The 26,712-nt window shown below is 35.8% G+C and carries 19 protein-coding genes; 9 read left to right on the top strand and 10 right to left on the bottom strand.

The annotated features are described in order from the left end of the window. The first annotated feature begins 238 nt into the window (after nucleotides 1-238). From AC3IS6_RS15300 to AC3IS6_RS15325, 6 genes are all read left to right on the top strand, one after another. Nucleotides 239-616, top strand: coding sequence for a hypothetical protein (locus AC3IS6_RS15300; protein WP_489160593.1), 378 nt, complete (start codon nucleotides 239-241; stop codon nucleotides 614-616). 615 nt (nucleotides 617-1,231) lie between these two features. Beyond that, on the top strand, nucleotides 1,232-1,849 hold the full coding sequence (locus tag AC3IS6_RS15305; protein ID WP_489160595.1) for a hypothetical protein: 618 nt from the start codon (nucleotides 1,232-1,234) through the stop codon (nucleotides 1,847-1,849). A gap of 303 nt (nucleotides 1,850-2,152) precedes the next feature. Next, nucleotides 2,153-2,542 (top strand): hypothetical protein, encoded by a 390-nt coding sequence (locus AC3IS6_RS15310; RefSeq protein ID WP_489160596.1) that lies wholly within the window; start codon nucleotides 2,153-2,155, stop codon nucleotides 2,540-2,542. Between the two features lie 311 nt (nucleotides 2,543-2,853). Further along, a complete protein-coding gene (locus AC3IS6_RS15315; protein WP_489160598.1) occupies nucleotides 2,854-3,390 on the top strand; it encodes a hypothetical protein in 537 nt (178 codons plus the stop codon). 521 nt (nucleotides 3,391-3,911) lie between these two features. Next, complete coding sequence (gene lhpI / locus AC3IS6_RS15320; protein WP_489160599.1) at nucleotides 3,912-4,886, top strand: bifunctional Delta(1)-pyrroline-2-carboxylate/Delta(1)-piperideine-2-carboxylate reductase; 975 nt, start codon at nucleotides 3,912-3,914, stop codon at nucleotides 4,884-4,886. Further along, a complete protein-coding gene (locus AC3IS6_RS15325; protein WP_489160600.1) occupies nucleotides 4,879-5,946 on the top strand; it encodes a proline racemase family protein in 1,068 nt (355 codons plus the stop codon). Before lhpI ends, AC3IS6_RS15325 begins: the two co-directional genes overlap by 8 nt. Nucleotides 5,947-6,081: 135 nt before the next feature. Here the strand turns inward: AC3IS6_RS15325 and AC3IS6_RS15330 are convergent, their stop codons facing one another. Beyond that, nucleotides 6,082-6,636: a GNAT family N-acetyltransferase gene (locus tag AC3IS6_RS15330; protein WP_489160602.1), complete on the bottom strand. Its 555-nt coding sequence runs from the start codon at nucleotides 6,634-6,636 to the stop codon at nucleotides 6,082-6,084. A 602-nt stretch (nucleotides 6,637-7,238) separates the two neighbouring features. Between AC3IS6_RS15330 and AC3IS6_RS15335 the strand changes: the two genes are divergently transcribed. Beyond that, nucleotides 7,239-8,213, top strand: coding sequence for a ribonucleotide-diphosphate reductase subunit beta (locus AC3IS6_RS15335; RefSeq protein WP_173964204.1), 975 nt, complete (start codon nucleotides 7,239-7,241; stop codon nucleotides 8,211-8,213). 16 nt (nucleotides 8,214-8,229) lie between these two features. Next, the gene (locus AC3IS6_RS15340; RefSeq protein ID WP_489160604.1) at nucleotides 8,230-9,927 is read left to right on the top strand and encodes a ribonucleoside-diphosphate reductase subunit alpha; all 1,698 of its coding nucleotides are present in this window, start codon (nucleotides 8,230-8,232) and stop codon (nucleotides 9,925-9,927) included. Between the two features lie 426 nt (nucleotides 9,928-10,353). Here the strand turns inward: AC3IS6_RS15340 and AC3IS6_RS15345 are convergent, their stop codons facing one another. The 9 genes from AC3IS6_RS15345 to ribB form a co-directional block, all read right to left on the bottom strand. After that, complete coding sequence (locus tag AC3IS6_RS15345; protein WP_489160606.1) at nucleotides 10,354-11,568, bottom strand: hypothetical protein; 1,215 nt, start codon at nucleotides 11,566-11,568, stop codon at nucleotides 10,354-10,356. 25 nt (nucleotides 11,569-11,593) lie between these two features. After that, the gene (locus AC3IS6_RS15350) at nucleotides 11,594-12,496 is read right to left on the bottom strand and encodes a DUF4625 domain-containing protein (protein ID WP_489160608.1); all 903 of its coding nucleotides are present in this window, start codon (nucleotides 12,494-12,496) and stop codon (nucleotides 11,594-11,596) included. Between the two features lie 37 nt (nucleotides 12,497-12,533). Continuing rightward, nucleotides 12,534-14,966: a TonB-dependent receptor gene (locus tag AC3IS6_RS15355; RefSeq protein WP_489160609.1), complete on the bottom strand. Its 2,433-nt coding sequence runs from the start codon at nucleotides 14,964-14,966 to the stop codon at nucleotides 12,534-12,536. Between the two features lie 10 nt (nucleotides 14,967-14,976). Then, nucleotides 14,977-15,450: a DUF4625 domain-containing protein gene (locus AC3IS6_RS15360; protein ID WP_281925490.1), complete on the bottom strand. Its 474-nt coding sequence runs from the start codon at nucleotides 15,448-15,450 to the stop codon at nucleotides 14,977-14,979. A gap of 465 nt (nucleotides 15,451-15,915) precedes the next feature. Beyond that, a complete protein-coding gene (locus tag AC3IS6_RS15365) occupies nucleotides 15,916-16,263 on the bottom strand; it encodes a hypothetical protein (protein ID WP_489160611.1) in 348 nt (115 codons plus the stop codon). Nucleotides 16,264-16,515: 252 nt separating this feature from the next. Beyond that, nucleotides 16,516-16,842, bottom strand: a complete 327-nt coding sequence (locus AC3IS6_RS15370; protein WP_264523778.1) for a DMT family transporter — start codon at nucleotides 16,840-16,842, stop codon at nucleotides 16,516-16,518. Between the two features lie 74 nt (nucleotides 16,843-16,916). Next, the gene (locus AC3IS6_RS15375; RefSeq protein WP_489160613.1) at nucleotides 16,917-17,480 is read right to left on the bottom strand and encodes a Crp/Fnr family transcriptional regulator; all 564 of its coding nucleotides are present in this window, start codon (nucleotides 17,478-17,480) and stop codon (nucleotides 16,917-16,919) included. Nucleotides 17,481-17,531: 51 nt separating this feature from the next. Next, nucleotides 17,532-18,110, bottom strand: coding sequence for a Crp/Fnr family transcriptional regulator (locus AC3IS6_RS15380; protein ID WP_489160615.1), 579 nt, complete (start codon nucleotides 18,108-18,110; stop codon nucleotides 17,532-17,534). A gap of 171 nt (nucleotides 18,111-18,281) precedes the next feature. Then, a complete protein-coding gene (gene ribB / locus AC3IS6_RS15385; protein WP_489160617.1) occupies nucleotides 18,282-18,944 on the bottom strand; it encodes a 3,4-dihydroxy-2-butanone-4-phosphate synthase in 663 nt (220 codons plus the stop codon). A 560-nt stretch (nucleotides 18,945-19,504) separates the two neighbouring features. On the opposite strand from ribB, the gene AC3IS6_RS15390 reads away from it, so the two are divergent. Then, nucleotides 19,505-26,449, top strand: coding sequence for an Ig-like domain-containing protein (locus AC3IS6_RS15390; protein ID WP_489160618.1), 6,945 nt, complete (start codon nucleotides 19,505-19,507; stop codon nucleotides 26,447-26,449). The last annotated feature ends 263 nt before the right edge of the window (nucleotides 26,450-26,712 follow it).

A 26,712-nucleotide genomic window follows, 5' to 3' on the forward strand; every position in this document is an offset into this window, starting at 1 on the left:
AGAACATGTAGTGGTGGCTTGATGCAAGGTGGTGAAGATGGAACAAATTTATCACCCACACATTTGGTACAATCATTAAAAATTATAAAGAGGGCAAGCTTAATTATAGCACTAATTCAACAATTTTTGAGCTTCCAAATACGGGAATTATTGGTTCGGATAATGTTATATTGACAAATACCAATGGCAGAGCAAAGAAGAAAGGTTAATCATTAATTGTTTTTGATATTTAATTAAAATGAGAAAAAAAATTAAAATTATTTTATATTGTTTTATTATTCTAGGTCTATTTTACGAAGGCTATTATTACATTAGTTTTAAATCAAATTCTTATTTAGGTATTCGAGGAAGTGAGTTAAATAGTTATAAAGATGATTTTGTATTAATAGTTAACGACAAAAGAATAGATACTTTAAACATTAATATTCCTTTATCTTATTCAAAAGGACAGGCATTATGTTTTGGTAAAAATATCATACAGCTAAAAGGTTTAAATTCTGCTAAAAGCTTCGAAACGAATATTTACTTTTATGGCTTATTTACTTGGAATATTTTAGAAGTTACCTCTAAAGGTTTTATTTTCGATTCATACTATTCTGTATCTCCAATGGAATAGAAGTATTTATGCAAAAACAAAAAATTGGGTAGTGTTTCAGAGTTAGTAATATAAGATTTTTTATTTCTAACATATTGAAATAGATTGAATATTCACTATGAATGATTTAAAGATGAGCAGTATTGTGCTAATGTTTTAGATTAGGCGTTTTTATAAAATTTAAATAGCAGAGAGGCGGTCAATTGGTTGTCTTTTCCCCACTCTCCGAAGTGTTCAAATTTCAATTGAAAAGCTACTCAAAAGTCTCTTTTTTAATAGACTTATTCATGGGATTAAATTTAGCTTATTTTTAAATTATTTTAAAGTCGGAGATATTTGTGCAAGGCATTTAATTAAAGAACACTTTGTAGAGATTGGGTGTCAGTATTTAATAAGGGAGGACGAGGCGAAGCTATAATGTCTGATATAGAAAAGTCATCTGCGAATCTAGGTGGTTATAAAGACCATCGTGCTGTAAAAGAAGAGACACAAGGTAGAGCAAAAGAATATTTTGAATATATTTCCCAACTGAAAACAGTGCTTAATCCAACTGAAGTTTAGAAGTTGGTTAATATAAGGTATTGAGAAAACGTATCAGGTAAGAGTTAATGAAACACAAAAAAAGGAAAAAATAGAATGAGTAAAATAGGCTTTAAATTTAGTATTGCGATTATTTTTCTAATTTCATTATTATTTGTCAATTGTAAAAAAGTAGATAATAAAGATAATATTTTAGAAAAAGAAATATATTATAAATTGTATTCACAAAACGATAGCTTACTTGGATATTCTATGCGGAAATATGAATTTAAGAATGATACAATTATTGAAAAATATCTATCAATTAGCTTAAGTGGAAAAAAGAAAAATGCTTATTTGCGTGATTTTTATAGAAATGGAGCAGATTTATACATTTTTTCTAATATTCAAAATGACAAAAACAAGTATTTGTTTTTTTCTCCAACAAGTAAAGACACTTGCTATTTTATTGATAGAAAACTAGATAATTTTTACTTATGCAATATTGGTGTAGTTAATTACGGGAATCACAAGAATGCTTTTAAAGTTTATTATGATGAAAGAGGATATGACTCACGAAAGGAAACTTTAATACTTGATAAAGATTATACAATATTAGCCCGATTCGAATATTGTTATGATTATCAAAAAGAAATTATTGTTGATAATCATAAAACAATTGAAGATTTAGGTGTTAAATTTAGAAAAGAACAAAAGAATTTTTTATGGTGGTAGAGTGTGACGCATTAGATTTGGGTAGTGTTTCAGAGTTAGTGATATAAGATTTTTTATTGCTAACATACTGAAATAGGGTAAATATTAACTATGAATAATTTAAAGATGAGGAGTATCCCCGCTATGTAAAGTGTAACTGCTGTGCGAAGGTTCCCTACAGCAGAAGGGTATAATGATTATGCAGATAATAGTAATAAGTATAAATATAACGGAAAAGAGTTGGAAGATGAGCTGGGAAAAGTTCCTTAAGTGTAGGCGGAATGGTTAGTGAGACAAAAACATCGATCTTTAAATATAATTAAAATGAAAAACGAAGGCTTTGAATTTTCAAAAAAGCAATTAAAAATACTTTTGACCATTTGTGTTTTTTTAGTTTTAATCTATATAATATATGTTGAGATTTTTAGAACGACTACAATGGATAGTAAAGAAGATTCTTTAAATTATGTTACTAATGAACAATATATGGGAACTGTTTATTATAAAGATTATGATAAAAGCAACCATAATAATCCAACATTGTATTTTAAAGATAAAACAGAAATTATAATTAATAGTGAGTTTTGGTCTAAAATAGAAATTGGAGATTCTATCGTAAAGAAAAAAGGAGAAACAATTATTACAGTTTACAGAAATAATGAAAAATTTATTTTAGATAATCAAGAAATTATTAATGGTTTAAAAAAGAAATAATTTCTGCACTTACCTGCTCTCCGAAGTGTTCAAATTTCAATTGAAAAGCTGCGCAAAAGTCTCTGACCTTGCGCATTTTTTTTACTTATAATCATAGACGTTTCAAAAGTCTCTGACTATTTTTAATAGACTTATTGATGGGATTAAATTTAGCTTATTTTTACATTATTTTAAAGTCACAGACATTTACACAGCACATTTAATTAAAGAATACTTTGCAGAGCTGAGATTTTTGTGCAATGCATTTAATTAAAGAACGCTTTGCAGAACTGGAGGGATTTTAAGTAAGATCATCAATAGCAACAAATAAAATGAAAAAGTCAATATTTGCTTTAGTATTTTTTTCAACAATTTTAATAGGATGTAGTAATAAGAACTATCAAAATATTAGTAATATGGAAAAGAATTATAATATTAGAAATGGAGATACTGGTATTATACTGTCTCATAAAAAATTTAATCCTACTAAGAAAGTTTTTGCAGAATTAAATAATAATTTGACTAATGATTTCATATACATATATTCTTGGGTTAATCGTCTTTCTATCTCAGGAACAAATCATTTCAAAGCTTTAATTTATGATAGAAAATCAAACAAACGGTTTTATATTTCTAATACATTAGAAGATATAAATTCAATTAATTTAAGAGATGATATGGCTAATTATAAAGAAGAACAATTAATTTTGGGATATTATATAGACAATAAGATAGATACTTTAATCTCATTATCTCCCCCTTTTAGTTCTTCAGAAATAGGTTCTGAATTTTTTTTATTTGATTCTGTATCAAAAAATACATATATCATAAAAAATCTGGTTTTAAATAATAATGGTAAAATTTGGTAATGTTTCAGAGTTAGTGATATAAGATTTTTTATTTCTAACATATTGAAATAGATTGAATATTCACTATGAATGATTTAAAGATGAGCAGTACTGCGATAATGTTTTAGATTAGTTTTTTTTACAAAATTTCAATGTAACTAGCTGAAAAAGAATGTGTAATTTGAATATCAGAGAGACGGCCAATTGGTCGTCTTTTCTATTTTTATAAAGCTTTAGAATACTTTTGCTGTATTCTCGCATTTCAAATTTGGTGTTGAAAGTAAAGTGCAATTCAAATAATAGGAGCATTAGGAAACAATTCTTTCCGTTTGAGTAAAACTGGTGCAGAATGTTAAGGAAATAGACATTAGCAAAATGTGTTTTTTAATTTTTTATTACTTTTCAAATTGGTTAAAAAGGATCTTAGAATTTAATCAATTGGTACTATATTAACCCTGAATTGACGTATGTTATCTGCTTATAGATGAAATAGTATTATGATGGAATAAACTTCTATTTTTAATGAAATTTCAACGCAATACATGGAACCAATACAACTTATTTCAGATCATTTTATTGAAGAAAAATGTAATTTTAAAGAACTCATAGAAAGACTTCGAGCCGGGTTTTCGACTTTGGCAATTGAGGTGCCTATGCGCCACCATCACGATTATCCTAATCCCGAAGAAGGTAAAGACTCGACACTGCTGCTAATGCCGGCGTTTCAGGCAGGTAAAGATTTAGGAGTAAAAATAGTTACAGTAAGTCCTAATAATGGTAAATACGATTTGCCTTCAATTCAGGGAACTTATATTTATCTCGATGGGCACAAAGGAAATATAAAGGCAATTCTTGATGCAAAATCACTAACAGGCAAACGTACTGCGGCAACATCAGCTTTAGCAAGCAGCTATCTTTCGCGAAAAAATGCCTCGTCTATGCTGATGATTGGTACTGGAGCATTAGCCATCAATCTAATTGAGGCACATGCCAGTGTAAGACCTATAAAAGAGGTTTATGTTTGGGGAAGAACGATTGAAAAAGCACAATTGGTTTGCGATGCACTCAAAAACGCTCCGTTTACCTGCAAACCTGTTTCAACTATAGAAGAAGTTATTTCTCAGGTTGATATTATTTCGGCAGCAACTTTATCACCTGTTCCGCTTGTTTTTGGGAAATGGCTGAAAGAAGGTCAGCATTTAGATCTTGTTGGGGCTTACAAAAAAGATATGCGCGAGGCAGATGATGAAGCGGTTTTAAAATCAAGTCTATTTCTGGATACTTATCAAGGCGGACTAAAGGAAAGCGGCGATATTTTGATTCCGCTTACCAATGGAATTATTACGAAAGAAACAATCAAAGCAGATTTGTTTGAACTGTGCAGTAATACAAAAATGGGCAGAACATCTGATACTGAAATTACCTATTTTAAATCCGTTGGACATGCTTTAGAGGATCTTGTTGCAGCGGGATATTTTTATGAAGAGTATAATTTAAAAACACAAAAAAATGCCTAATACATACCAAAATATTTGTAATAATACGGATTATAAAGCAGACGCTTCTATACTGCAGATAAAAACAATTGATATGCATACAGGCGGTGAGCCCTTGCGAGTGATTGTTTCCGGTTTTCCAAAACTTAAAGGCAGTACTGTTCTGGAATACCGAAGAGATATAAAAGAAAACTACGATTATTTAAGAACGGCATTGATGTTTGAGCCTCGTGGTCATGCTGATATGTACGGTTGTATTTTGCTTCCGGCAAATGATGAAAATGCAGATTTTGGTATTCTTTTCATGCATAATGAAGGATATAGCAGTATGTGTGGTCATGCTATTATTGCCATAAGCACTCTGGCGGCAAAAATGAATTGGATAACGGTAAAAGAAGGGGAGAACGAATTAAAAATTGATGCTCCATGTGGTCGAATTTTTTCGTTTGTCACTGTATTAGATGGCGAAGTAACAGGAGTGAGGTTTCATTGTGTGCCAAGTTTTGCTATAGGTTTGGATCGTATTGTAAATGTTGAGGGCATTGGCGATGTTGTTTATGATCTGGCTTATGGCGGTGCTTTTTATGCTTATGTTGATTTGAGAAAAAATCCGCATTTGAATTTTGGATTAACCGAAGAAAATTACCGTGCCATTATTCAAAATGGCGTAGCTATAAAACATGCAGTAATGAATCATGATAGCGAAATTCAGCATCCGTTTGAGAAGGATTTGAGTTTTCTATACGGAACTATTTTCATCGATGAGCCTTTGGATCCTTCTAATCACAGCCGAAATGTTTGTGTTTTTGCCGATGGAGAAGTCGATCGTTCTCCAACAGGTTCTGGTGTTTCGGGAAGAATTGCCATTGAAAAGGCCAGAAACGCCATAAATAAGAGCGAATTTATTACGATAGAAAGTATAACTGGAAGTACTTTTACAGGCTCTCTTGTCAGAGAAGAAAAATTTGGACCTTTCAAGGCTGTAATTCCGCAAGTTGAAGGAACAGCTTTTGTAACAGGAGTAAATACGTTTTTGATAGATCCAAAAGATCCTATGAAAAATGGTTTTATACTGAGATAGTTGATTTACAAATTAAAATTTAACCGCAAAGCTCTATGGAAACTTTGCAAGCCATGCGAAAATCTTTACGGACTTTGCGGTTAAATCATATAGTAATGCTACCCACATTTCAAACCTGAAACCTGAAACAAAAAACTACGAAATCTGTAAATGCTCCATCGTTTTTCCTACCAAAGTTTTAGTACCAACGATCTTGAATCCTAATTTTAAGTACAGTTTTTTGGCATTAGGATTGGCCTCTTCTACCAATAGACCTAAAGTCCGGTGGTTTTGTGTTACATATTCATCAATTAAAAATTGCAGGAGTTTTGAGCCAATTCCTTTTCCCTGATGATTTGGACTTACCCCAACCGAATCAATATAAAATTCACCGCTTTGTGTTTCGTCTTCCGGATTAAAATCAGAATTGAAATTAAGACGAACATAATCGACAATTGGTTTTCGTAACGGATGCAATTGAGCTCCATCGTAAACAGAAACTGCTCCTATGATTTTGTTTTCCTCCTCTGCTACAAAACAGTTTTGATAGGAGTACTGGTTACTTTCGGTTTCAACAAAATGAAGTAAGAAATAATAGGCCGTTTTAGGATTCTTTTCACCAATAAATTTATAGATAATGTCCTCCATTGCCAGCAATAAAAGTGCTGCAATATTTTCTGAATCTTCAATTGTTGCTTTTCTTATAATCATGATAAATGCGTTTAGTCTGCAAAATTACGCCAACTTTCACAGATCAATCATTTTTGCTCAAAATTTTTGCTGAATAATTGTTTTTTTCTTAATTTTTAAGAGAATAATCAACAATGTGATACGTGACTTGTAAGTATTAAGTGTCTTGTTTTTAAGTGTTTACATGTGTTTCTGAGTGTGCTTTTTCGCATGTTTATCCAAGTGCTAACATTTGAAAAATTGCAACAGCCAGCGTTTTGATTTTATATGATAATGGGTATTATTGTAGTATAAAGACTAAAATTTTGAAAGTAATTGTTGATAACTGTTTGCAAGTAGAGCTGGTTTTTTGTCCCCTTTCCTGTTGATAACTCTATTTAGATTTAGTATAAATAACTGATGTGTCGTCTCTTACAGTTTATTTTCCGGCTGTTGATAAAACGTAAAAAGGGAGGAGGATTTCATAGGATCAACCTGTTGATAATTGCGTTGTTTTTTAACATCAAAAAAGGGGTGAAAGAAGATCTCCGGGTTAAATTTGTAATTATAGAAATGTCGTCAAAACCTCCCCAAGAACGAAGCATTTTTATTCGAACTCAGTCAAACATTTAATACTTACATATATGTCTATATTTGATAAAAGAATCAATTATAAACCTTTCGAGTACCCGGAGGTTTTGCAGTTTACAGAAGCCATAAATAAAGCGTATTGGGTTCATACAGAGGTTGATTTTACAGCTGATACACAGGATTTTCATTCGCATTTAAATTCCGCAGAGAAAACGGCTATTAAAAATAGTTTACTGGCGATTGCTCAGATAGAAGTAGCTGTAAAAAGTTTTTGGGGAAATATCTACGAACATTTTCCAAAGCCGGAATTCAACGGACTGGGGAGTACCTTTGCCGAATGTGAATTCAGACACTCTGAGGCCTATTCACGTCTTCTGGAAGTTTTAGGATACAACGATGAATTCGAAAAACTCATGGATATCCCTGTAATCCGCAAACGTGTCGATTACCTCTCAGATGTACTTAAGGATACCAAATCTCAGGATAACAAAAAATATGTTATTTCCTTGATTTTGTTTAGTATTTTGATCGAAAACGTATCGCTTTTCAGTCAATTTGCAATTTTATTGTCTTTTACAAGATTTAAAGGATACATGAAAAATGTGAGCAATATCATCGCATGGACTTCTATCGACGAGCAAATTCATGCCAATGGCGGAATTTATATCGTAAACAAAATCCGTGAAGAATTTCCGGATTATTTCGATGAAGAGACGTTAAACCTTGTTCGCGAAACCGTTAAAAATTCGATTGAAGTAGAGGCCGATATTTTAGACTGGATTTTTGAAGAAGGAGAGATCGAAACGATTAATAAAACGGATTTGGTTAATTTCATGAAGTTCAGAATAGACGAGAGCCTCATTCAAATTAACATTCCAACAATTTTTAATGTCGCAGCACACGATTATAAAGCGATGGCCTGGTTTGAAGAAGAAGTTTTTGCGAACAGTCTTGACGATTTCTTTGCAAAAAGACCGGTAGAATATACCAAACACGACAAAAGCATTACCGCAAACGACCTGTTCTAAAAAGCAAATTACAATTATGAATACAATAGATACAACTTCAGCAAATAGCCTTCCGTTAAGTGAGGCCGATAATAAAATGTGGTGGAAAAACTCTGAAAGTGAGCAAATTTTAAATCGTGGTTATCTTTTAAAAGGAGAAACTGTAGAAGGTGCAATTGACAGAATTTGCACGGCTGCTGCCAAAAGATTATACAAACCCGAACTGAAAGAATCTTTTGTAGAAATGATCGAACGAGGCTGGATGAGTATCAGTTCTCCGGTTTGGGCCAATATGGGAACCGAACGTGGTTTGCCAATTTCATGCTTCAATGTACACGTTCCGGATGAAATAGAAGGAATTACACATAAATTGGGTGAAGTGATCATGCAAACCAAAATTGGTGGAGGAACATCAGGATATTTTGGGGAGTTACGCGAAAGAGGAAGTGCTGTTACAGACAATGGTAAGAGTAGTGGAGCCGTAAGTTTTATGAAGCTTTTTGATACGACTATGGACACGATTTCTCAAGGAGGAGTACGTCGTGGTGCATTTGCTGCTTATTTAGACGTAGATCATCCGGATATTGAAGAATTTTTGAAGATCAAGAGTATTGGAAACCCAATTCAGAACTTGTTTACCGGAATCTGTGTACCGGATTATTGGATGCAGGAAATGATTGATGGAGATTCTGATAAAAGACAAATCTGGGCTAAGGTGTTAGAAAGCCGTCAGCAAAAGGGATTGCCTTATATCTTTTTCAGTGACAACGTAAATAAAAACAAACCACAAGTTTATAAAGACAAGAATCTGCGTATTAATGCCAGTAATTTGTGCAGCGAAATTATGTTGCCTTCAAGCATTGACGAATCGTTTATTTGCTGTCTTTCGTCAATGAACCTGGAGCTTTATGAAGAATGGAAAGATACAGAAGCGGTAAAATTAGCAATCTTTTTTCTGGATGCTGTATTGCAGGAATTTATAGAAAAAACAGAGGGTAATTATTACCTTTCAGCAGCCAATCGATTTGCCAAAAGACACCGTGCGCTTGGACTTGGCGTTTTGGGATGGCATTCGTATCTGCAAAAAAATATGATTCCGTTTGAAGGAATGGAAGCTAAGATGAAAACCACGGAAATTTTTAAACATATTAGTGATAAAGCCGATAAAGCTACTCAGGATCTGGCCCGAATTTATGGTGAACCAGAATTGCTAAAAGGATACGGAAGACGTAATACGACCACTATGGCTATTGCTCCAACAACCTCATCTTCGGCTATTTTAGGACAGACTTCACCTGGAATTGAACCTTTCAGCAGCAATTATTACAAAGCAGGTTTGAGCAAAGGAAATTTTATGCGTAAAAACAAATACCTTAAAATTTTACTGGAGAAAAAAGGATTGGACAATGAAGAGGTATGGAGAGAGATTATGTTAAATGGCGGAAGCGTACAACACATGACCCAGCTGACAAAAGAGGAGAAAGATGTTTTTAAAACCTTTAAAGAAATCAGTCAGTTAGAAATTGTACAGCAGGCTGCAATACGTCAGAAGTTTGTAGATCAGGGGCAAAGCATCAATTTGAATATCCCTGCTGATTTACCCATTAAAGAAGTAAACCGATTACTTATCGAAGCCTGGCAACTTGGAATCAAGAGCTTGTATTACCAACGCAGTCAAAGTGTATCTAAAGAACTTGTGACAAGTTTGGTAAGCTGCAGTAGCTGCGAATCATAAACAAAAAGGCTGGATGTATCATCCGGCTTTTCTGTTTTTATAAGGGAATTTTGGTCTTAGCGAATTAAAATCCGTTGCTACACAATAGATTGTTCCTACGGTTGCTATAGATATGTCGTTCCTACGGAACTTTCCTGTGTTGTGTTTTTTTTTCAACGGATTAAAATCCGTTGCTACAAAATAGAGCGTTCCTACGGAACTGCTTTTGCGGGCGTCTTGATCGACAAGATATTCTACGAATGAATTTTAATCTTTGATCCAAATAGTAATAGTTGTCATAACGCCAAAAAATAAAAAAGCTTTGTAACTTTGTGACTTTGCGAGATTTATTCCTTCTCCGGATTTACAATTTCAGATTGAAGTATATTAAAGAAGGCCGGATAAATGATCCGGCCTTCCTGATAAAATAAATATTAGAATTACTATTTAGTGACCTTTGCTGTTTTCAAAGCCAAGAATTGTAATCATATAAGGAGTATTCGAAACTTTTATTTTCTTTGCAATTGTCATAGTAGACAAATTCAGTTGCAGTAACTCTCCTGTAGTAGGAGAAGTAAGGTAAGCAAAGTTTTCTGTTAATTGAATTTGTGGTTTTAAAGCTGCATCTGCGGCAGTTTCAGCAATAACCTTTCCTTCCTTTTCAAGTTGCAGGCTGGTAAGGTTGTATAGTTTGAATTCACCGTTATGTAACAGAATCCCAAGTTTAGTAGCATTGAAGCTTACTTTACATTGCATGATAGTAGTATTTTGTAAAATAGGTTTAATCGTTTCACTTGCCACATCAATAAGAAAAGCCCCTTTTGCAGCGGTATATCCAACAAATTTTCCTTTAGCTTTGGTTTCTAAAATAGTTCCAAACCAGGCAGTTCCAAAATCGGCAGGAAGTGCGATAAGTTTTTGTTTTCCGGTACTTTCAACTACAAGAACACCGCTTGCTGATCCAAAAACGGCATAGGTTCCGTCTGAAGCATTTCCGTGAATTCCTTTGGTTATAACAGTAGCTGGAAAAAGAGTTTTACCCGAATTATCGATGATTTTTACTTTCTCAGGAAGAGTTCCTGCTACCGAATTGTCTTTTTCGGTAATGGCATAACTACCGTTAGAAAAAGTAGCCATGGCACCGTGATGGGCTAACAATCCTGCATTTATAATTTTAAATTTAGATCCCGCAGTATTGATTTCAGATTCTTTGGCTACAGCCAATGTTCCGTCTCCATCATTAAAAGTCATCAGTTCTCCGCTTTTGCTTTTAAAATGCGTAGGCATAGGAGCCTGGCCAATTAAAGCACCAAATTTCGGAATTCCGTCTACATCCACATGATCGCCATGACCTTCAAAACCGCTATCGAAAGTTTCAACTGTATTGCTTGCTCTGTGAATAATTCCTGCGTATCGTTTAGATTCTGTGGTATAAAGCGTAGATTTTGCAAATTTGGCATTAAAAGAGCTTGCCGTAGCATCGACCGGATTAACCAGCGTAATCTCGGTTGTTTTCTCATCAGAAAGTAAAATTCTTAAGAATTTATATTCTGTTAAGGCCTCTTTAGGTGTTTCAGGAGTATTGTCGTCGTCATTGCTACAGGAAAGTACGGCGGTAGATAAGGCGAATAGGAAAATTAGTTTGTAATACTTGTTTTTCATGGTAAAGGTATATTAAAGTTGATATTTAAAAATTAATTGTAATAGGCATTGATTTGTAGACACTCATATTGTAAGTTGTATTTTTATAAAGCACGACCCAGTTGTATGTTCCGGATTGCCATGCTTTGTCTGCGGTTATTGGAGTTCCTTCGAAATCTGTATCTGCACCAATAGTGATGCTTTGACCGCCAAAAACACCATTTATCTTTTGAAGTGTAGTAATTTTTGAAGCAGCCCCCAGACCTTTATGTTCGACTTTTGAAATGACGATTACTTTTTTGAAATCGAGCTTGTCGATACTTTCAGGATAGTAATTGGCACCTTTTTTAATCAAAACAGAATATAAGATTCCATCTCCCATAATTTGACTTACCTGCGCATGCGCAGTCAGAAGATCATTTTTTTTGAAAATAAGTTCCGGTTCAACCCAGGTATTCATATAGTAAATCAGATTATCGTTTCGGGATAGATTATCGCGGCCAATTATAGGATCGACAGGCATATTCGCAGGATCGGTAATGGTTACCACTTCTTTAATTTCGAGTTTCGATCCGTTTTCATCCAGAACAATAAAAAGTAAATCAAACTTGCCTTCCGGAGCATCGGCTGGAATATTGAAGTGCTTGTGTACGTTGGTATTTTTTGTGCCTTTGTATTCTGCCCAGGACAATTCGAACTTCCAGTCTTTGGTATAGGTTTCCCCTTTTATTGGAAGTATTTTTAACTGTACATCGGCAATTTTATCTCCGGCAAGTACATCGGCATTAAAGTGAAAATCGCGGCCAATCAAAGCCTTTTTATTATTGGCAGTTCCAATTTCAATATTTTCGGCTTTGGGTTTTGTAACTTCTTTGTCGTCGTCGTTATTACAGGCTGTAAAAGCTGTACTTACGGCTACAAAGAGCAGTATTAATTTTAGTTTTTTCATAAGGAAATTGGGTTGATTAATTGAATTCATATTGTATTTATTTGTGTATTAGAAATGGAATTTTCAGCGATAGAATTATGTTTCTGCCAGCCTCAGGAAGTTCTATTAACCTGTAAAAGCTGGTGTGATTAAGATATCTTGTATTAAACAGGTTTTGAACCTGAAGGCTTACAATGAAATCCTGCTGTCCGGCTTTTAGTTGAGTTCCCATAGCAAGATTAAAGACGTTGCTGCTTGCCGTTTTCTTTTCCGGCGGAACGATCTGATTCTGTTCGGCGGTAAAACGATAATCAAGGGAGAAATAGGTTCCTTTTAAGTTTTTTATTTCCGGATTGTACGTAACACCAAACAAAACAGAAGGGGGAGGAGAGAAAGGCAATGTATATCCTTTTTTATCCCCCGACATTTGCTCGCTATGTAGGTATTCCGCCAGGATTTCACCGCTTAAATTTTTTAGAAACTGGTATCGCACTTGTAATTCACCACCATAACGCAGGACTTTACTTTGCTCGTATTCAAAAACCTGATTGCCAGCACCGTAATAAATATCATGTTGTGAAGTTGGATTGAGATAAATGTAATTAGAGAAATAATTTAAGAACGGACTCAACTGCACGGACCATTTATTCTCCTGCCATTCCATACCAAGATCTAACTGGTAAGAACGTTCGGGAGACAAATTAGGATTGCCTTTTTCAAATCTGAAATAATGATAATTAACACCATTTGAAGCCAGTTCTTTTGCAATTGGCATTCTAAAACTCGTTCCAAGATTGGCTTTTAAAGACCACTGTCCCGGAGTATAATTAACACCCGCAGACCAGTTGAAACTCTGAAAAGTTCGGGTCAGCTCTTGCGAACGCTTTAAATATTCGGAAGTAGTTTGTCCATTTTCAGTAACTTGACTTGGAAACCAGTCGGTGTATTGTTTCATTTTGATTCTGCCGTAGTCTAATCGTATGGCAGCATGAAGCAGCCATAATTCGCTAAGCTGAATCTTATCATACACAAATGCTCCTGCATTGAATTGTTTGAAAGCGGGAATTAAAAAACTCCATCCGTTAATACTATTTTGTTGTTGTTCGGCATTAATTCCTGCAGTGAATTGATGATTTTGGATGGTAAACTCATCTTTAAGCGCAGCCGAAAACACTTCTTTGTCGTATTGTCTTTCTAGATCTTTCTGAGCATACATATCAACAGGATATAGTGGTGGCATATACCCATGATTGACATAATGACTCCATTCACGACGGAAATTTTTTTGAAATCCCAATTGCGTTTCCAGATGATGTGAACCCAGGGTAAAGGAAGTTGTATTACTGATTTTCGTATGAGTAACTTCCTGAAAAGGCATGAGGATATCTCTGCTCGAGCGATCATGAAGTTCCATATCTACATTTCGGGGTTCGAGTCCGTGTGCGTTGGCAAAAAAGCCACTTTTGGTATAAATGTTACTGAAGTATAAAACCGATTTGAATTTATCAGAGACATAGCCGGTACTGGCGTGTACATCGAGTTCGCGCCCGGCTGTGTTGCGTAAGTGATTTTTGTATAATGGAACGGCATAATTATAAACATGCACAGTATCGGTCGGAACGCGATAATCTCCGTATTCCATAGCGGTAATTCGGGTGTCAAAGAACCAGTTTTCATTCCGTCCGTAGAGGTTCATCGATCCTCCAAATTGCGCATTATTGCTTTTGCCTGTAAAATCAGCACTTCCGCCTAGAACATGCTGGGCAGGAAAGGGGACTGGCTGTATGTTTATGGCACCTCCAATCGCATCAGAACCGTACATAAACGATGAAGGACCTTTGATAATTGCCAGACGGTTTACCGCATACTGATCAATTTCTAAACCATGATCGGCGCCCCATTGCTGGCCTTCATGTTTGATGCCGTTTTCGACCACAATAACCTGATTAAAACTGAGTCCGCGAATCAGTGGTTTTGAACCTCCTGAACCTATAGAAATGGTTTTAACTCCCGGAAGTCTTTGTAAAGACTGCATCAGACTTCCGCCAAGATTCCGTTGGATAAAACTGCTGTTTACAATTTCAAGATTCAGTGATTCCTGTTTTTTGCGTTTTGTTTCGTAACCTTCACTAATCACAACTTCCAGTAATTCATTTACTTCCGGTTTTAAGAAAAAGTCAGGAAGCGCAATAGTGTTTTGGTCTATAGAAAGAGGCATTTCATAAGAAGAATACCCGGAATAAGTAACCGTTAACCTTTTTGTGTTTTTAGGAACCTGATTCAGAAAGAATTGCCCTTTTTTGTTGGTAACAGTGCTTATATGAGCCGGATAAAGAGTAACGACAGCACCTTCTAAAGGCTTTTGATCTTTAGAAAATACACTGCCGGAAACACGAACAGATTGCGCTGCAGCTTTTGTAACCACAACCAAAGCAAAACAAAAGAGCAGCACAAAATACGTTCGCAAGGGACTGGAATTATAATTGTTCATTAAAATCAACTTATAAAATTTTAATGCTTAAGCCTTTAATCGTCTGCCAACCTTCCTTATCCGTTAAACGAATCATGAAATGATAATCTCCCGGGTCGATGTCTGCAGGAATGCTGATTTCCTGAAGAGCCTCATAACTTTTTTGTCCGGAAGGAATCGTAACCGAATTGATGTAAAGCATTGGATTTACCGGTTTTTTGACAGGATCGGCAGTACAGTTCATTACTTCAGTGCTGTGCGTGTGATGGTCAAAATTGTGGTGAATGTCCAGACTGTAAGAACCTAATTGAGCGTTGTCTGTGAACTTTGCCCTGAAAGTAATTTTTTGTCCGCGGGAAACTGTACTGCATTGTATCGGAAATGCATTTGCAGCCGAAATATCAATTACAGGATATTCCGTATCAATTTCGTCTTTGTCACTGTTACAGGCTGTGAAAATAAAGCCAATCGCCAAAAAGGCCAGAAGAATTTTAGGCGTTTTCATTCGGTTTAATTTGAGTTTAACGGTATTCATATGTAAAAAAATGTGGGTTACGGAAGCCTTATTTCGCATAGGAAATAGTAAAAGAATAGCAGTTTTACGGCACAGCATTATGTCGCAAAAAGCATTGCTTTCATCGGTATGGAGTTCGATAAATTAAAAAGTAAAAGGGTGCACGATCTGGCTCAGACAATACCTGATTACAGCTATTGAATTGCGTAGTAGTTGATAATCAAATTAACAGCAGTGTGGGTTTTGAATTGATATTTTCAAACAAAAGGTCTCATCCGTAAAGGAATGAACCAGCAGTCGGTATCAGTCAAATAGGTTTTTCTAAAGCCGGTAGCGCATAGAAAAGATATAAAATAACAGCTATCCTGAAAAAGTGGTACTTTTTCGGTATTTGAAATATCTAAAACGTATAGAGACACGCCATTTCAGAATTGAAATGATTTACTTTTTATCGTTTTAGAAAATAGGAGGTGCCCTAAGGGCAAATAAAGAACCTTTGAAAAAAGGAGTATTGGATTGAGAATAAAAATGTACATAAGGGATTAGCGTACTATTTTTATAAAACTGAAAAGTTACAAAGTTGAAAGTACCAACAGGACTAAATTTAAAATGACAAATGGCACACTCTTCATTGGAGTGATCGTGTACTTTAAATTCGCTTTTATCTGTTTGATAATGTGCGGCTGTTTTAGCAGCAGAATTATGACTTTGAATGTGTTCATACGAATGTATCGCCGGAAATAGTATTGCAAATACTACCACCAACGGCATCAAAAGATTTATAAATTTAAATTCCTTTTTCATTCTAATGAATCCATAGCTTACAGGACAATGGAATACAAATATAGAATTCTTATTTGTAAATGCAACATTGTTTCATTAAAAAAAATAAAGAAAAAATTAGAAGGATAAATCTGAAATAAAGAATAAGTCTGATTTTTTGTATCAGCTCAGGGAACGAGTAACCACATTAACTACATTGTTATTGTTTGTGATTTCCCGTCCCTTGAATTGACAAATGAATTTGAAGTAACTATTGTAAATGGTATAGTCTGATTAGTGTGATACCGCTTTAAGTCCTATAATAGAACTTACCAGGGTAAAAAGAAAAAACAATCTCCAGAAGGCAGCCGGTTCTTTAAAAACAAAAATTCCCATCAGCACCGTTCCAACAGCGCCAATTCCGGTCCAGACCGCATAAGCTGTTCCAATAGGAAGGGTTTCGGTAGCTTTAATCAAAAGCAGCATGCTTACAGTTAGTGATATAAAAAAGCCTGTGTACCATAAGTAAACATCGGTACCAGTTGCCTCTTTGGCTTTTCCGAGACAGGTTGCAAAAGCGACTTCAAAAAGTCCCGCAATAATTAGAATAATCCAGTTCATAATTGTTAAAATTTTATAGGGCAAAGTTCCTTTAACTCCCGCAATAAAAATTTAACATATGATAAAAAATGAATTTATTTTAACTCGGCTCTTATTCTGCTTAGGCTTACTTGTGTAATGCCAAGATAGGAAGCAATATGGCCTAGTTGAATTCTTTGAATCAGTTCAGGATGGTATTTCATCAGTTCCAGATAACGGTCAGTTGCGTTTCGGAATTGTCTTGAAATTAAGCGTTCTTCGGTTTTAATAAGTTCCTGTTCGGCAAATTTTCTGCCCCAGTTAGCAATATTGATATCGGTTTCAAACAACTGCTGAAGGTGTTCTTTCTTTAATTCGTAGAGCTCACAGTCTTCCAGAAGCTCTATCGTTTCATAACCTTTTTGCTCTTCGACATAACTTTTCATCGAAAGAGCAGTTTGTCCTTCTTTTCCGAACCAAAAAGTAATTTCACTATCATTCTCATTAACATAGGCCCGTACGATTCCTTTTTTTATAAAATAGAGTGCGGACTCAACTTTTCCCGCATTTAACAGAATATGTCCTTTGGGATATTTTATCTCATTAATGCCTAGTTTTAATGCATTTTTGGACTCCTCCGGAAGCTGAAATATGTCGTCAAGAATTGTATCGATGTCCATTGTTGTGAGTTGTAAAATGTGAGATGTGAGATGTGAAATGTAAAATGTAAACTAAATCGAAACCTTAGATTTCAGCCTGCTTAGTGTTTCCTGTGAAATATTAATGTACGAAGCTACAATTTTATTGGGAAGCCGTTTTACAATTGCCGGATTGATTTTAAGCAACTGACTGTATCTTTCTAAGGCATCCATAGTAGTAAAGGACATCAGTCTGTTGGTATTATTTACATAGGCTTTTTCTAAATAAGAACAATAAAACTCCCGCCATTGCGGAATAATGGCCATCAAATGATTAAAATCGTCATGGCTGATGTATAATAATTCCGACTTCTCAATAACCTGAATGTATTCAGTTGAAGGCATCTTGGTGATAAAACTGACCAAAGCCGTAGCAATTTGGTTTTCGAATGCAATATAACGAGTAACATCTTTTCCTTCTTCATTGATAAAGTAGATTCTCAAACAGCCTTTACTTACAAAATAAGTATGCTGACTCGTCTGTCCCGCCGAAAGCAACAATTCATTTTTGCCTTGTTTTAAAGGTTTAAAATAAGATAAAATAGTATCGAGATTTTCATCAGAAACAGCAATACGATTTTTTATATAAGCACCAAGTTGTTCGTACGGCATTTGGACTTTTAGATTGTTGGATTATTAGATTTCTAGACTATTAGATAATTAGATAATGTGATAATTAGGTATTAGGTAATTGTATTTTTAGCGACTTGTGTTAAATGGTAAGCCATTAACAATCGGTAATTAATAACCGATAATAAACAATCAACCATTAACCATCAACAATTAAAAATAGTCTTTTACAAATTTTCGGTAGTAAATGATATCTTCTATCGATAATACTACCAAATCGTGTTGTACTGCAAAGCTAATGATTTTGTCCAGTTTGGCCATGGTTCCGTCCTCGTTCATTAGTTCGCATAAAACGGCTTCGGGTTGTAAGCCGGCTAATTTCATTAAATCGACACTGCCTTCAGTGTGCCCGTTTCGTTCGAGAACACCATTGTTTTTGGCTCGTAATGGAAAAATATGTCCGGGTCTTGCCAAATCCGAAGCCTTAGCATTTACCGCACATGCTGTTTTAATGGTAGTAATTCGATCGGTAGCCGAGACTCCGGTGGTTACACCTTTTTTTGCTTCGATAGTGATCGTAAAAGGAGTCTGGAAACTACTGGTATTTTCTTTTACCATATAAGGCAATTCGAGCTGATCTGCTTTTTCATTGGGCAGGCACAGACAAACAATTCCACTGCATTCGCGTATCATCATGGCCATGTTTTGTACGCTGATATGTTGTGCCGAAAAAATCAAATCGCCTTCGTTTTCCCGGTTTTCGTCGTCTGTTAATAAAATCCCTTTTCCGTTTCGCAGCTGTCGTAAGGCATTTTCGACACGTTCGATGCTGGTTAAACCAAATTTTTCTAAAGGATAAGATAGTGTACTGATCATTTTTAGTTGAGTTTTTTGAATTAAAGAGCAGCAAAGCTAGACTTGTTTCAAACGCAAAAGTTTGATATAGGTCAATAAAATCAGCAACTATGCAATAAGTAGAAAAGGTTTTAAAAACCTATGTTTTTTTGTTTTAAACTTTTTAAATTTTCTGTTCTTTCATCATAGCCCGCAGTTTTAACTGTGGGGTGCATTGTTAGGGTATTTTGTATTGCGTTCCTGCGGTTGAAACCGCAGGCAATGGTTAAATTATCTAAGGGGTTAATTGCATAATTTGATGATTGGTAACATTTCAAGCTCCAAATTAAAAAAAAGACAACCACTTATGTCGCTAAAACGGCCACTTATTACATCGATATACCACTTATTACAATAACAAAGTAGAAGTAGGTCTAATGCCTTACTATTGCACAAAATTTCCAGGGAACAATATCACTTTCATAGCACTCAGCTTATGGAGAATTTGTAGATATACCTCTCTTTGGTATACCTTGTAACAATTTCATACAGCTTGGTCTTGCCAGTGATTTTAACCTGGATGTAATACAAAACCAAGCAAGATGAAATTATTTAGACTATTTTTAGCAATTCTTTTTTTATGCCATTTTACCGGACATGCCCAACAGGTAACGATTTCGGCTAGTCAGACTGCAGCTAGTTGTGCGGCAGATGGAAAAATTCAGGTGACAGTTACGAATGTTCCCACTACAGTTTACTATGCTATAGAAAAAACAGCTGCTAACTTAAAAGGTATTCAAACCAGTAATACTAATAATGGTCTTTTTACAGATTTGGAACCGGGTGACTATTACTATGGCTATTTTGATGGCAATACCTTTATTAAAGCGCCTCAAACCATAACGGTAATAAGTACTAATTCTGGAATTTCGCCTACTATCGTCAGTCTTACCGCTTCTAGATTTACCTATTGCGGCAACGGAGCTGATCCTGGTGGAGAAGTGGTCGTAACCATGAGAGGAGGAACATGGCCTTATGTTGTAAGTTTATTAAAAACTTCAGACGGCAGTGTAGTACAAACCAAAGCAAACAGTAGTTATTATAATTTTACCAATGTTCCTGCGGGAACTTATACGGCAAGAGCGGTAGATAAATGTGGTGTAACTTTTACTACCGGACAAACGATTACTGTGACTGCAAATACCGCATTTACAGCTAGTAATATATCAGTTCCATCATTTTTGAATAATAGTAAAGTAGATTTGGTGTATAATACTCCTGGTGATTGGTGTTCCGGTATAAAGAAAGCTTCCATTGATGTGGCTCAGGCGTTTGGTTATTTTGACGTTGTAGCCAGTCCGAGATATATAGGAGTCAACGAAGATTTTGTTTATAAGCTGGAGATTCAAAATGCTACAGGAGGTTGGACTGTGTATGATAATTTAAAATATAATACTGACTTAACTAATACCGATCGCTTTGAGCTACCCACTGACCGTTCTAAATGGGGATTGGCTCGTTTAACTGGGACAATTTGTGGGCTTTCAAAAACGGTATCTCTAGATTTTAGCACATCTTCGGTTGGTATAACCTTGGCGTTAACTAAGGGAGATATTATTTTTTCTGATGATCCGGCATATATAACAAACTGTCCCTTTACTGGAAAAATTTTGGTAAAGACCTCCGCTAGTGGTGGATGTTCGCCGTATAGTTTAGAAGTAACCAGCAACGTTACAGGCGTAAAAAAAACGTACACGTCTACTGTGGGAAGTTCTGAAATTAGTTATTTACAAGACATAGACGATAAGTCCTATTCTTTTAAATTAATGGATAAGTCAGGGGCAGAAGTTCCTACTTATAGTTTTCGCAATACTACAACGAATCCAAATGCATTAAGATTTAACAATGTTGGAAAATCGGTAGTTTTCGAGTCAGGATATTTTACTCCGGGTACTGTCGATTTTAGAAGTCAGGTAAGATTTTATAGAGGTGCAAGTGGAGAAAATTTTAATAAATCAGAATTAGTAGTTGATATACCTGTTCCAAGTAATAGTACCATAGGACTAATAGGACCAGTAACTTTTAGTCTTGAAAGTGGGCCTTCAGTACTGACCGTGGTTCCGCTTAGAATGAATATTCTTCAGATTCCGAATAGATTTGGATTAGGAAATGATTTAACACCTGGTAACTATAAGATCAGAATTAAGGATTCAGGTTGTTTTAATGAAGTATTCGATGTAGTGTTGGACAGTTATTTCACCAAGATCGAATTAACGTCGGTTAGTAGTTCACCTTCTCCCACTGTCTGTGATCGCCACGTAAAAATAGCTAAAGTGACCGTTTCTGGTACAGCTAACGCAGAAAGCACTACTTTTTATGAGAATAGGATCATTGTAGGAATTGTTTCAGGACCTTCTATTGGATTTGCAAATTTTGATTTTAAAAACAATAGTTATCCTTGGACGTCCTCTTACCTAAGAGTAGGAACTTTTGATTTTGTTTTTGGTGCACAACCTGCTGGAACCTATGAAATAGGGATAGCAAAAGATAATAAAGTTAGTCCAAGCTTTTTTTCTAATGATGATCTGTGGCCTGGTACGACAACAGCATCTGTAATTTCAAGAAGTATTTTTCCTTTTTTTGATATGAATAATAGTGGAGGAGCTATTTGTTCTGGTAATACAACCGGTACACTTTCTGTAAAAGTGGATAATGTAGATAGTGCGGCCATGTATTTTCTTAAAAAAGATACAGATGTCACTTATCCTGCTACGGGACAAACGAGTTCTGTATTTACGGGACTTTCGACTGGAAGGTATTGGGTAAAAGTTAAAAGTACTTGTTTTGAGCTAGAGGAGAAATTTGATATAAACCTATCTTCTTCAGGTTTAATATCTGGTAGTACAACCTATTGTGTAGGAGAAAATCTCTCACTTAATATAAGTGATATAGGTCCTGTTTCATCTATAAAATGGACTCTGCCGGACGGAACATTTTTGAATACGAACCTAATACAAATTAATAATGTTGCTGCAGTAAATAGCGGTTTATATAGAGTTGAAGTTACCACGTTACACGGTTGTACTTTTACAGATACGGCCAATATTACGGTAGCTGCTTCACAAACTCCAACAGGTGCCGTAGCGCAGGTTTTCTGTAAAGGAAGTAATCCTACAGTCGCAATTTTAAGTGTCAACGAGTCTGGGGTTGTGTGGTATGATACTGCAGGAGCAGTAGATGCATTAGAAGATACTACAGCTTTAGTTAATGGAAAAACCTATTATGGAACATTCCGGTCAGGAGGTTGCGGTCTTGCAGCTTTTTTAGCTGTAACGGTAACGATAAACGATCCACAAACGCCAACGGGAAATGCAACACAGGAATTCTGTAAAGTTGATAACAAAAAAGTTTCTGATTTGGTAACGACTGAAAGTGGGGTGACTTGGTACGATACAGCTACAGCGGGCAACGTTATTGCCTCAACAACTGTTTTAGAAAACAATAAGGTGTATTACGGTTCCTTAAAAGTGGGTACTTGTGAGAGTCCAACACGTTTTGCTGTAACAGTTACTTTGAGCGATCCTCAAACACCGACAGGAGCAACAACGCAAGAATTCTGTAAAGCAAATAATGCAACTATTGCCGATTTAGTGACTACTGAAACAGGAGTAATTTGGTACGACGCGGCTACAGCAGGAAATGTAATTACTTCAGCAACTGCTTTAGAGAACAATAATATTTATTACGGTTCTTTAAAAACAGGAACTTGTGAGAGTCCAACACGATTGGCTGTGACGGTTACTTTGAGTGATCCTCAAACACCAACAGGAGCGACAGCACAGGAGTTCTGTAAAGTAAATAATGCAACTGTTGCCGATTTAGTGACTACTGAAACAGGAGGAATTTGGTACGACGCAGCTACTGGAGGAAATGTAATTACTTCAACAACCGCTTTAGAAAACAATAAGGTGTATTACGGTTCTTCAAAAGTGGGTACTTGCGAAACTGCTACACGCTTTGCTGTAACGGTTACTTTGAGTGACCCTCAAACACCAACAGGAACTGCAACACAGGAGTTCTGTAAAGTAAATAATGCAACTGTTGCCGATTTAGTGACTACTGAAATAGGAGTAATTTGGTACGACGCGGCTACAGCAGGAAATGTAATTACTTCAACAATCGCTTTAGAAAACAATAAGGTGTATTACGGTTCTTTAAAAACAGGAACTTGTGAGAGTCCAACACGATTGGCTGTGACGGTTACTTTAATTGATCCTCAAACGCCAACAGGAACTGCAACACAGGAGTTTTGTAAAATAGATAATAAAAAAGTTGCTGATTTGGTAACGACTGAAAGTGGAGTGACTTGGTACGACGCGGCTACAGCTGGAAATGTAATTACTTCAACAACTGCTTTAGAAAATAGCAAAATCTATTACGGTTCCTTAAAAGCTGGCACTTGTGAGAGTCCAACACGTTTTGCCGTAACCATAACTTTAAGTGATCCTCAAACGCCAACAGGAACTGCAACACAGGAGTTTTGTAAAGCAAATAATGCAACTGTTGCCGATTTAGTGACTACTGAAACAGGAGTAATTTGGTATGACGCGGCTACTGGAGGAAATGTAATTATTTCAACAACTGCTTTAGAAAACAATAAGGTGTATTACGGTTCTTTAAAAACAGGAACTTGTGAGAGTCCAACACGATTGGCTGTGACGGTAACTTTAAGTGATCCTCAAACGCCAACAGGAAATGCAACACAAGAATTCTGTAAAGTAAATAATGCAACTGTTGCCGATTTAGTGACTACTGAAACAGGAGTAATTTGGTACGACGCGGCTACAGCAGGAAATGTAATTACTTCAACAACTGCTTTAGAGAGTAATAATATTTATTACGGTTCTTTAAAAATAGGAACTTGTGAGAGTCCAACACGATTGGCTGTGACGGTAACTTTAATTGATCCTCAAACGCCAACAGGAACTGCAACACAGGAGTTTTGTAAAATAGATAATAAAAAAGTTACTGATTTGGTAACGACTGAAAGTGGAGTGACTTGGTACGACGCGGCTACAGCAGGAAATGTAATTACTTCAACAACTGCTTTAGAGAGCAATAATATTTATTACGGTTCTTTAAAAACAGGAACTTGTGAAAGCCCGACAAGATTAGCCGTAACAGTAACTTTAAGTGATCCAAAAACACCAACAACTGCCAATACCACACAGGAATTCTGTAAAGTGGATAATAAGAAAGTTTCTGATTTGGTTACCACTGAATCAGGAGTGACTTGGTACGATGCGGCTATTGGAGGAAATGTAATTACTTCAACAACCGCTTTAGAAAACAATAAAATCTATTACGGTTCACTGAAAGCAGGAACTTGTGAGAGCCCAACCAGATTGGCGGTAACGGTTACGTTGAGCGATCCTCAAACACCAACGACAACTAAAACCACGCAGGAATTCTGTAAAGTGGATAATAAGAAAGTTGCTGATTTAGCAGTAAACGAATCAGGAGTGACTTGGTACGATGCAGCAACAGGCGGAAATGCAGTTGCTTCAACAACAATTTTAGAAAACAATAAAGTCTATTACGGTTCTTTAAAAGCAGGAACTTGTGAGAGCCCAACTAGATTGGAGGTAACCGTTACTTTGGGTGATCCTCAAACACCAACGACCAGCAAAACCATACAAGAGTTCTGTAAAACAGACAACAAAATCGTGGCTGATTTAGCAGTAAATGAATCAGGAGTGACTTGGTACGATGCAGCTACGGCAGGAAATGCAGTTGCTTCAACAACAACTTTAGAAAACAGCAAAGTGTACTATGGTTCTCTAAAAGCTGGAACTTGCGAGAGCCCAACCAGATTGGCGGTAACCGTTACTTTGAGCGACCCTCAAACACCAACGACCAGCAAAACCAAACAAGATTTCTGTAAAACAGACAATAAAAAGGTATCTGATTTGGCTACGACTGAATCAGGAGTGACTTGGTACGATACAGCGACAGGTGGAAATGCAATTGCTTCAACTGTAATTTTAGAAAACAATAAAGTGTATTATGGTTCTCTAAAAGCAGGAATTTGTGAGAGCCCAACCAGATTGGCAGTAACCGTTACTTTGAGTGATCCTCAAACGCCAACAGGAACTGCAACACAGGAATTCTGTAAAACAGACAACAAAACCGTGGCTGATTTAGCAGTAAATGAATCAGGAGTGACTTGGTACTATACAGCGACAGGTGGAAATGCAATTGCTTCAACCGTAATTTTAGAAAACAATAAAGTGTATTATGGTTCCTTAAAAGTTGGGACTTGTGAGGGTCCAACACGATTGGCTGTTACAGTCACTTTGAGTGATCCTCAAACACCAACAGGAGCAGCAACGCAGGAATTCTGCAAAGCAAACAATGCAACTGTTGCCGATTTAGTGACTACTGAAACAGGAGTAATTTGGTACGATGCTGCAATAGCAGGAAATGTAATCGCCTCAACAACAGTTTTAGAAAACAATAAAATGTATTATGGCTCACTAAAAGTTGGAATTTGTGAAAATATTACACGTTTTGCAGTAAAAGTAATTGTAAAAAGTGATTTAGCAGAATCTGCTCCTAATTGGAACTCTACGGCTTGTATTTCTGAAAAAAGAACCTATAGTATGTCTAGCGGAATGTCGGATTATAATTGGTTGGTTTCCAAAGAAGGTACTATAGTTGCAGGTGGACATTCAACAGATAATTATATAACTGTTGAATGGAATCGTGAGGGGAAAGCAATAATAAAAGCTGATTATATTGATGTATCGAAATGTGATCCTCTGGTATCTGTGGATTTCCTTGTGACAATCAATTCTTGTTCGCAAACAGTTATACCAGAGAATACTTCATCGGATATTGGTTTAAAAAAGACGGTAGACAACGCTACACCAGATGTAGGGCAACAGGTATTCTTTACTATTACGGCAGAGAATCTGGGAGCAAATGAGGTTAAAGACATAATTATTAGCGAAAAACTTCCCTCAGGATATGAGTATATTACATCAAAAGTTTCTTCAGGAAATTATAATGCTAGCAATGGTACTTGGACATTGCCAATACTACAAATGCAGGAATATCAAACTCTTACAATTACTGCAAAAGTGAAAGGATCAGGCGATTATCTGAATATAGCGTATTTAAAAGCTTCAGATCCCTTAGATAGTAATGAGGCAAATAATAGAGCTGAAGCTTCAGTTACCACTCAGGGCGTGATTGTCTACAATGCAATTTCACGGGATGGAGATGGTTTGAACGATTATTTTAAAATCGATGGTTTGGATAAGTACCCAAATAATACAGTAGAAATTTTCAATAGAGGTGGTGTTCAGATCTTCAATACTAGTAAATATGGAAGCAATGACAATGTTTTCAGAGGAATTTCAGAAGGTAGGTTTACAATCGATAAACAACGTGGAGTACCAACCGGAACTTATTTTTATATTCTTCGCTATGAAGCGCATGGTACAATGAACGAAAAAAGCGGATATCTCTATGTTAAAAATTAAGAGAGAAATTATCTTTTTTTTCTAAACCGGACAGGTCTTAAAACCTGTCCGGTTTGTTTTTTTTAGACCTTTTGTATTTTCTGTTATTTCAGCATAACCCGCAGTTTCAACTTCGGGGTGCATTAGTTAGGGTGTTTTGTATTGTGTTCCTGCGGTTGAAACCGCAGGCAATATTTGGATATTCAATAGTATAAAATCGCTGCTTTTAGGTGCTTAGATCAATCGCGTCGAATGGGGATAATTAGATAATTTGAAAACGATGC

It is taken from the genome of Flavobacterium sp. KH_035 (genome assembly GCF_057839565.1).

Coding starts and splice junctions, on each gene's coding strand:
- AC3IS6_RS15300 (WP_489160593.1), top strand. CDS start 239: ATGAGAAAAAAAATTAAAATTATTTTATATTGTTTTATTATTCTAGGT.
- AC3IS6_RS15305 (WP_489160595.1), top strand. CDS start 1,232: ATGAGTAAAATAGGCTTTAAATTTAGTATTGCGATTATTTTTCTAATT.
- AC3IS6_RS15310 (WP_489160596.1), top strand. CDS start 2,153: ATGAAAAACGAAGGCTTTGAATTTTCAAAAAAGCAATTAAAAATACTT.
- AC3IS6_RS15315 (WP_489160598.1), top strand. CDS start 2,854: ATGAAAAAGTCAATATTTGCTTTAGTATTTTTTTCAACAATTTTAATA.
- lhpI (WP_489160599.1), top strand. CDS start 3,912: ATGGAACCAATACAACTTATTTCAGATCATTTTATTGAAGAAAAATGT.
- AC3IS6_RS15325 (WP_489160600.1), top strand. CDS start 4,879: ATGCCTAATACATACCAAAATATTTGTAATAATACGGATTATAAAGCA.
- AC3IS6_RS15330 (WP_489160602.1), bottom strand. CDS start 6,636: ATGATTATAAGAAAAGCAACAATTGAAGATTCAGAAAATATTGCAGCA.
- AC3IS6_RS15335 (WP_173964204.1), top strand. CDS start 7,239: ATGTCTATATTTGATAAAAGAATCAATTATAAACCTTTCGAGTACCCG.
- AC3IS6_RS15340 (WP_489160604.1), top strand. CDS start 8,230: ATGAATACAATAGATACAACTTCAGCAAATAGCCTTCCGTTAAGTGAG.
- AC3IS6_RS15345 (WP_489160606.1), bottom strand. CDS start 11,568: ATGAAAAACAAGTATTACAAACTAATTTTCCTATTCGCCTTATCTACC.
- AC3IS6_RS15350 (WP_489160608.1), bottom strand. CDS start 12,496: ATGAAAAAACTAAAATTAATACTGCTCTTTGTAGCCGTAAGTACAGCT.
- AC3IS6_RS15355 (WP_489160609.1), bottom strand. CDS start 14,966: ATGAACAATTATAATTCCAGTCCCTTGCGAACGTATTTTGTGCTGCTC.
- AC3IS6_RS15360 (WP_281925490.1), bottom strand. CDS start 15,450: ATGAAAACGCCTAAAATTCTTCTGGCCTTTTTGGCGATTGGCTTTATT.
- AC3IS6_RS15365 (WP_489160611.1), bottom strand. CDS start 16,263: ATGAAAAAGGAATTTAAATTTATAAATCTTTTGATGCCGTTGGTGGTA.
- AC3IS6_RS15370 (WP_264523778.1), bottom strand. CDS start 16,842: ATGAACTGGATTATTCTAATTATTGCGGGACTTTTTGAAGTCGCTTTT.
- AC3IS6_RS15375 (WP_489160613.1), bottom strand. CDS start 17,480: ATGGACATCGATACAATTCTTGACGACATATTTCAGCTTCCGGAGGAG.
- AC3IS6_RS15380 (WP_489160615.1), bottom strand. CDS start 18,110: ATGCCGTACGAACAACTTGGTGCTTATATAAAAAATCGTATTGCTGTT.
- ribB (WP_489160617.1), bottom strand. CDS start 18,944: ATGATCAGTACACTATCTTATCCTTTAGAAAAATTTGGTTTAACCAGC.
- AC3IS6_RS15390 (WP_489160618.1), top strand. CDS start 19,505: ATGAAATTATTTAGACTATTTTTAGCAATTCTTTTTTTATGCCATTTT.